This window comes from Tepidimonas sp., assembly GCF_046292505.1.
Classification (GTDB): domain Bacteria; phylum Pseudomonadota; class Gammaproteobacteria; order Burkholderiales; family Burkholderiaceae_C; genus Tepidimonas.
Genome location: NZ_JBKBQX010000043.1, coordinates 1 through 6,433, shown reverse-complemented (window position 1 = coordinate 6,433; position 6,433 = coordinate 1). Strand labels below are relative to the sequence as shown.

The 6,433-nt window shown below is 68.9% G+C and carries 6 protein-coding genes and 1 pseudogene; 3 read left to right on the top strand and 4 right to left on the bottom strand.

The features are described from left to right. The 3 genes and pseudogenes from ACK4TH_RS11045 to ACK4TH_RS11035 all read right to left on the bottom strand — a co-directional run. Positions 1-244: pseudogene (locus ACK4TH_RS11045) on the bottom strand (hypothetical protein); the annotation flags it as partial. 136 nt (positions 245-380) lie between these two features. Continuing rightward, positions 381-749, bottom strand: a complete 369-nt coding sequence (locus tag ACK4TH_RS11040; protein ID WP_409626389.1) for a bacteriohemerythrin — start codon at positions 747-749, stop codon at positions 381-383. 79 nt (positions 750-828) lie between these two features. Further along, positions 829-1,893, bottom strand: a complete 1,065-nt coding sequence (locus tag ACK4TH_RS11035) for a helix-turn-helix domain-containing protein (RefSeq protein ID WP_409626386.1) — start codon at positions 1,891-1,893, stop codon at positions 829-831. Between the two features lie 163 nt (positions 1,894-2,056). Between ACK4TH_RS11035 and eat the strand changes: the two genes are divergently transcribed. From eat to eutC, 3 genes are read left to right on the top strand one after another with little or no spacing between them, the layout of a single operon-like run. Further along, a complete protein-coding gene (gene eat, locus ACK4TH_RS11030) occupies positions 2,057-3,460 on the top strand; it encodes an ethanolamine permease (RefSeq protein ID WP_409626383.1) in 1,404 nt (467 codons plus the stop codon). A gap of 34 nt (positions 3,461-3,494) precedes the next feature. Next, positions 3,495-4,901: an ethanolamine ammonia-lyase subunit EutB gene (locus tag ACK4TH_RS11025; protein WP_409626380.1), complete on the top strand. Its 1,407-nt coding sequence runs from the start codon at positions 3,495-3,497 to the stop codon at positions 4,899-4,901. Further along, a complete protein-coding gene (gene eutC / locus ACK4TH_RS11020) occupies positions 4,891-5,751 on the top strand; it encodes an ethanolamine ammonia-lyase subunit EutC (protein ID WP_409626377.1) in 861 nt (286 codons plus the stop codon). Before ACK4TH_RS11025 ends, eutC begins: the two co-directional genes overlap by 11 nt. Here the strand turns inward: eutC and ACK4TH_RS11015 are convergent. Next, positions 5,717-6,253: a TPM domain-containing protein gene (locus tag ACK4TH_RS11015; RefSeq protein ID WP_409626374.1), complete on the bottom strand. Its 537-nt coding sequence runs from the start codon at positions 6,251-6,253 to the stop codon at positions 5,717-5,719. The two genes, eutC and ACK4TH_RS11015, sit on opposite strands and share 35 nt — an antisense overlap. Between the last annotated feature and the right edge of the window lie 180 nt (positions 6,254-6,433).

The window sequence follows — 6,433 nt, the reverse complement described above, 5'->3', positions numbered from 1 at the left end:
GGACATGAACATTCTGTGCATCGGCGGCGGCCCGGCGGGCCTGTACTTCGGGCTGCTGATGAAGCGGCAGCGCCCCGTCCTCGCACGGGGCGGCGACACCCGGCGAGTAGGCCAGCGCCAGATCGCGCTGGTTGGACAGGGGCTTGGTGGCGGCAACCGCCAGTTTGCCGGGGGCGGGGCGCTCGTGGTAGTCGAGCGCAGCGCGCTTGAGCTGCTCGCGTTTGTCCGAAGCGATTTCAGTCATGGGGAATCTCCTGACCGCCGCATGGCCACCCGGGCGGGGACGTGCGCGGCACTGGCGCCACATTGTAGGAAGCCAAGCGGCCACTGGCGGCGCAGTGGCGGCAACCGTGACCGGATCAGGGCGAATGCGGGCCCGCCTAGCCGCGATCGTCAGGACCGTCGGGGTCGTCCGGCAGGGCGACCATGCGCAGCAGGTTGGCCACGCGGCGGTCGAGCGGGTCCTCCTCCTGCGCCCAGGCCTCGGCCGGGTCGGCCCCGGCGCGGATGCGCGCCATCTGCCGCTCCTCGTCCTCGAAGTGCTGGCGTGCGTAGGCGATCAGCTCGTCGAAGATGCGCTGCTGCTGGTCCGGGCTGAGCGCGCGGCCGTGGAACATCGCGCGGTTGAGCCTATTGAACAGATTCACCAGGTGGTGGTGCTGGGCATCGACTTCGTCCAGACCGGTCAGCAGCGTCGTATCCCAGGCGAACACGTCACCCGTGTCGGAGGAGGCGTCGGGGGTGGGCATGGGGGCGTTCGCGGGGAATGGAGCCCGATGATGGGCACTGTTTTCAGTATGGCATAGACACGACCTTTCCCTGCCACCGTCATCCCGTCACGCGTCGCCGCATGGTCTGAGATGGCGTTTCGGCAAACAGCGCGCGGTATTCGTGGGCGAAGTGGCCCATGTGCCAGAAGCCCCAGCGGGCAGCCACATCGACCACTGTCTGGCCGGGCGTGGCTTGTAGCAGATCCTGTCGCACCCGATTGAGGCGAACCGTGCGCAGGTAGGCGCCTGGGCTCATGCCGAGCACATCCTGGAAACAATTTTGCAGGGTGCGCCGGGTGACGAACAGCGCCTGGCACAGTTGCTCGACCGTCAGGTGCGCGGCGGGCTCATCCAGCACGAGCTCGCGCGCCCGATGCACCAAGTCGAGCCGGCGCCGCCGCCGCAGCGAGACCTCCGGCTGGGGCTGCGCGGGCTCCCACGCCCCGACCAACACCGTCAGCAGGGCTGAGCGCAATGTGGAGATGCTGCCAGAATGCCGGAGGATCTCGGGATGCGTCTGCAGATTGTTCAATGCCTCGCGCACCAAAGCCGCCAGCCGGTGCCGCTGCAACGCCGGGATGCGCACCAGTTGAGGCCACTGCGCCGTCAAACCCTCGACACCCTCGATGGACTCCGGCCCCCCGTTCTGTCGAAAACGCTGTTCGAAATCGCCCCGACTCACCACAATGCCGTAGAGGCCGACGTCGGCTGGAACGCGCAGGTCGAATTGCACACGCCCGTTGGCGACCATGAGGTGGTCCGCCTCGAGCGGGCGCCCCATGTATAGGACATCCCGCGCGCTCGAGTCGGTTGGCATACCGAACCAAATACCACCCTCCCAGGCTTGGCAGTACTGGGTAGTCGCGCGGTTGGCGCACTCCTCGAATGCCTGTAGCTCGCCGTGCCGAAACTCCCGAACCCGTCCCTCAAAGCTGCCCGCAGAGGTTTGCTCGTACTCTTGGGCCCAGTGCGTCAAATTCTGGGCGTGATGATGCACCTCCGTGGTGTTTTTAACCGCGAAGGAGGCCGGCGTAGCGGACAACTGCCCCAGCATGGTGCGGGAATCGGGTTTCGGATCGAGTTTCAGCCTGTCGACCGCATCAAGTATCAACTTCCATGCCAACGGGAAGTCTGGGGATAACCCGAAACCGCGATCCCGTTTCGGAAAAAAGCTTGATCGGCCTGGGAACTTTTCCGTTCTCGGATAGGCCCATCCCCGCAGGAGTGACGATCATGCGGAGCATGGCTGCCCGAGCCGTTTCGGGCGACTTCACCGTTTACACGCCATGTCATCTGCCCAACCTCACGTCACACGGGAGCTGAAACCCGTGCTCGGCGCCCTGCCCTTGTGGGGCATCGCGGTCGGTCTCGTCATTTCCGGGGAGTACTTCGGCTGGAGCTACGGCTGGGCCAGCGCCGGCACGCTGGGATTTCTCGTGGCCACGGCCTTCGTGGCGCTGATGTACACGACGTTCATCTTCAGCTTCACGGAGCTGTCCACCGCGATTCCGCACGCTGGGGGGCCGTTCGCGTACGCGCGGCGCGCCTTCGGCCCGACAGGGGGCTACATCGCCGGCTTCGCGACGTTGATCGAATTCGTGTTCGCGCCCCCGGCCATCTCGCTGGCGATCGGGGCCTACCTCAACGTCCAGTTCCCTGCGCTGGATCCCAAGCTGGCGGCTGTGGGCGCCTATGTGGTGTTCATCGCACTGAACGCACTGGGGGTGAGCATCGCCGCCACGTTCGAGCTGGTCGTCACGCTGCTGGCGGTGGTGGAGCTGCTGGTGTTCGCCGGCGTGGTCGCACCGGGCTGGTCGCTGGCCAACTTCCTGGCGCACGGCTGGGCCGGCGCCGACACTTTCTCTGCCGGTACCTGGGCGGGCATCTTCGCTGCCATTCCGTTCGCGATCTGGTTCTTCCTGGCCATCGAGGGGGCCGCGATGGCCGCCGAGGAGGCCAAGGATCCGCGCCGTACCATCCCGATCGCCTATGTCGCGGGCATTCTGACGCTCGTGGCGCTGGCTTTTCTCGTGATGATCATGGCTGGGGGCGTGGGCGACTGGCGCGAGCTGTCCAACATCAACGACCCCCTTCCACAGGCCATGAAAATCGTCGTCGGTCAAAGCAGTTTCTGGATGCACATGCTCGTGTGGATCGGACTGTTTGGCCTGATCGCTTCGTTCCACGGCATCATTCTGGGCTACTCGCGGCAGATCTTCGCGCTCGCCCGAGCGGGCTATCTGCCTCACTACTTTGCCAAAGTGCATCCCCGCTTCCGCACGCCGGTGCGCGCGCTGATCGCCGGTGGCATCGTGGGCATCGCTGCAGTCTTCAGTGACGAGTGGGTCACCTTCGGCGGCCAGCCGCTGACGGCCAACATCGTCACGATGGCGGTACTGGGCGCGATCGTGATGTACGTGGTCTCGATGGCCGCGTTGTTCCGGCTGCGTCAAACCGAGCCCGCACTGACTCGGCCATTCCGGGCCCCCTTCTATCCGGTATTCCCGGCCGTGGCGCTGGCTGGCGGCGTGGTCTGTCTGTTCGCGGTGGTCTATTTCAACCTCGAGCTGGCGCTGCTGTTCCTGGGGCTGCTGATCGTGGGCTACGTGTACTTCCGTCTGACGGAACGCCAGCGCGAGGAAGCGCCCCACGATGAGATGCTGGCCGGCGCCGCAGACACCCCCCGCTGAATCTCACAAAGCCGTAGATCGCCGAACTTTGCATATGGCCTATCGAATTCGCCTCGGTGTCAACCAACACCACTTCGACTCCCTGCGCGAGGTGATGGCCAAAGCCTCGCCACTGCGATCCGGCGACTGCCTGGCCGGCGTGGCGGCGACGTCCGAGCAGGAGCGGATCGCGGCGCGGCAGGTGCTGGCCGACGTGCCGCTGCGCCAGTTCCTGTCGGAGGCGCTGATCCCGTACGAGGACGACGAGGTCACGCGCCTGATCATCGACGGCCATGACGACCGGGCGTTTGCACCGGTTTCGGCCATGACCGTCGGCCATTTCCGGGACTGGCTGCTCAGCGACGCCGCCACGCCGCAGGCGCTGCAGGCGCTGGCGTCGGGCCTCACCCCCGAGATGGTGGCCGCCGCCAGCAAGCTGATGCGCAACCAGGATCTGGTGCTGGTGGCACGCAAGTGCGAGGTCGTCACCCGGTTTCGCAACACGATCGGGCTGCGCGGGCATCTGGCGGTGCGCCTGCAGCCCAACCATCCCACCGACGACCCGGCCGGCATCGCCGCCAGCATCATCGACGGCCTGATGCTGGGTGCAGGTGATGCCGTGATCGGGGTCAACCCGGCTTCCGACAGCGTGCCCGATTTGGTACGGCTCAACCATGTGCTGGCCGAGATCGTTGCCAGGGGCGAGATCCCGACCCAGACCTGCGTCCTGACGCACGTCACCAACACGATGCAGGCGATCCGCCACGGCGCACCGGTCGACCTGGTGTTCCAGTCGATCGGCGGGACCGAGGCGACCAACCGCTCGTTCGGCATCGACCTGGCCCTGCTGGACGAGGCGCGCGAGATGGCGTTGGAGCTGCGCCGCGGCACGGTCGGGGACCACGTCATGTACTTCGAGACCGGGCAGGGCAGCGCGCTGTCGGCCAACGCCCACCACGGGGTGGACCAGCAGACCTGCGAAGCCCGGGCCTACGCGGTGGCGCGGCGCTACCGCCCGCTGCTGGTCAACACGGTGGTCGGGTTCATCGGCCCGGAATATCTTTACGACGGCAAGCAGATCATCCGCGCGGGGCTGGAAGACCATTTCTGCGGCAAGCTGCTGGGCCTGCCGATGGGCTGCGACATCTGCTACACAAACCACGCCGAGGCCGATCAGGACGACATGGACAACCTGCTGCTGCTGCTGACGCTGGCGGGACTGAACTTCCTAATCGGCGTACCGGGGTCGGACGATGTGATGCTCAACTACCAGAGCACCTCGTTCCACGACGCGCTGGCGGTGCGCGACATCCTGGGCCTGCGGCGCGCCCCGGAGTTCGAAGCGTGGCTGCACCGGCAGGGGCTCGCCGACGCAGCGGGTCGGCTGGTCGCAGACGAAAGCACCCCGAGCCTGCCCGATCGACTCTGGCCAGCTCTCGAAGGGACAACCCATGGCGCATGAGCCGTCTGAAGCCGTCCACGCGGTCCACGGCACGCTGACGGCGCTGCGGCGCTGGACCCCGGCGCGCATCGCCCTGGGCCGCACCGGCAGCTCGCTGCCGACGCAGGAGGTGCTAACCTTCTCGGCGGCGCACGCCCAAGCCCGCGACGCGGTGCACACGGCGCTGGACGTCGATGCTCTGTGCCAGGCCCTGCGGCGGCAGGCGTGGCCGGACGTGATCCTGGCGCACTCGCGCGCGCGCGACCGGCACGAATACCTGCTGCGGCCCGACCTGGGCCGCCGGCTGGACGAAGCGAGCCGGGAGCGGCTGCTGCAATCGCGCCCTCAGCGCGCGGTGGCGGACCTCGTTTTTGTGATCGGGGACGGCCTGTCTGCGCTGGGGATCCAGCGGCATGCGGTGCCGCTGCTCGACGCCATCCGTGCGGCGCTGGATCCGGGGCTGGCGCTGGGTCCCGTCGTCGTGGCCCGCCAGGCGCGCGTCGCCCTGGGCGACGAAATCGGCGAGCTGCTCGGCGCCCGCATGGTGGCGGTGCTGATAGGCGAGCGCCCGGGCCTGAGCTCCCCCGACAGCGTCGGCATCTACCTCACGATGGGGCCGCGGGTCGGCTGCGTCGACGCGCAGCGCAACTGCATCTCCAACGTCCGCCCGCAGGGGCAGGACCTGCCGACGGCGGCGCGCCGGCTGGCCTGGCTGGTGCGCGAGGCGTTGCGGATCGGCAAGACGGGGGTCGACCTGAAGGACCACAGCGGTCTGCCGTTGATCGGCGCCGCACGGTCACCCATGGCGCTGCCCGACGCGGACGATCCGGCACCGGCTACACCCGCACCACCGCATCCGGCAGCTCGTTGACGGCGCGCTCGCCGGGCGCCAGCGGCACGGCGGCGCGCAGCCAACCGTCCACGGTGTCGAGGGCGCGCGCGAGCGCCGCCTCGGGCGGGCCCTGGCGCAGACCGTCGCGCAGTGCCTGCAGCGCGGCGTCCCAGTCGGCCGGCGACACGTGGCGCGCCAGCCCGCGGTCGGCGACGATCTCGATGGCCCGCTCGGCCAGCAGCAGGTAGATCAGCACGCCGGCGTTGTCCTCGGTGTCCCAGACGCGCAGGCGGCCGAACCAGGCCAGCGCCCGCTCGCGCACGCGCGCGGCCAGGGCCGCCTCGTCGGCCGGCGGCCACAGCCAGCGCAGCGGCAGGCTGGCCTCGACGCAGACGCGGATCTCGCCGCGGTGATGCGACTCGCTCGCCTCGATGCGGCGGCGCAGCCGCTCGGCCGCGGCGTCGTCGAGCCAGCGGCGGCTCGCGCGCTCGTCCAGCCACAGGTGGCGCGCCCAGCGCCGCAGGGGCGTGGCCCAGCCCATCGTCACCAGCGCCCGGAGGCGCCGCCCCCGCCGAAGTTGCCGCCGCCGCCGGAGGCAAAGCCCCCGCCGCCGCCCGACCAGCCGCCGCCGGCACCCCAGCCCCCGCCCCAGCCCCCGCCCCGAAACGGCCCCGGGCCGCCCGCCCGGGCGCCCCCCCCCCCCCCCACCACCCACCGGTTG

Bases quoted from the DNA above. Each gene is read 5' to 3' on its own strand.
- ACK4TH_RS11025 (WP_409626380.1), top strand. From the start codon at position 3,495: ATGGCCTATCGAATTCGCCTCGGTGTCAACCAACACCACTTCGACTCC.
- ACK4TH_RS11015 (WP_409626374.1), bottom strand. From the start codon at position 6,253: ATGGGCTGGGCCACGCCCCTGCGGCGCTGGGCGCGCCACCTGTGGCTG.
- ACK4TH_RS11040 (WP_409626389.1), bottom strand. From the start codon at position 749: ATGCCCACCCCCGACGCCTCCTCCGACACGGGTGACGTGTTCGCCTGG.
- eutC (WP_409626377.1), top strand. From the start codon at position 4,891: ATGGCGCATGAGCCGTCTGAAGCCGTCCACGCGGTCCACGGCACGCTG.
- eat (WP_409626383.1), top strand. From the start codon at position 2,057: ATGTCATCTGCCCAACCTCACGTCACACGGGAGCTGAAACCCGTGCTC.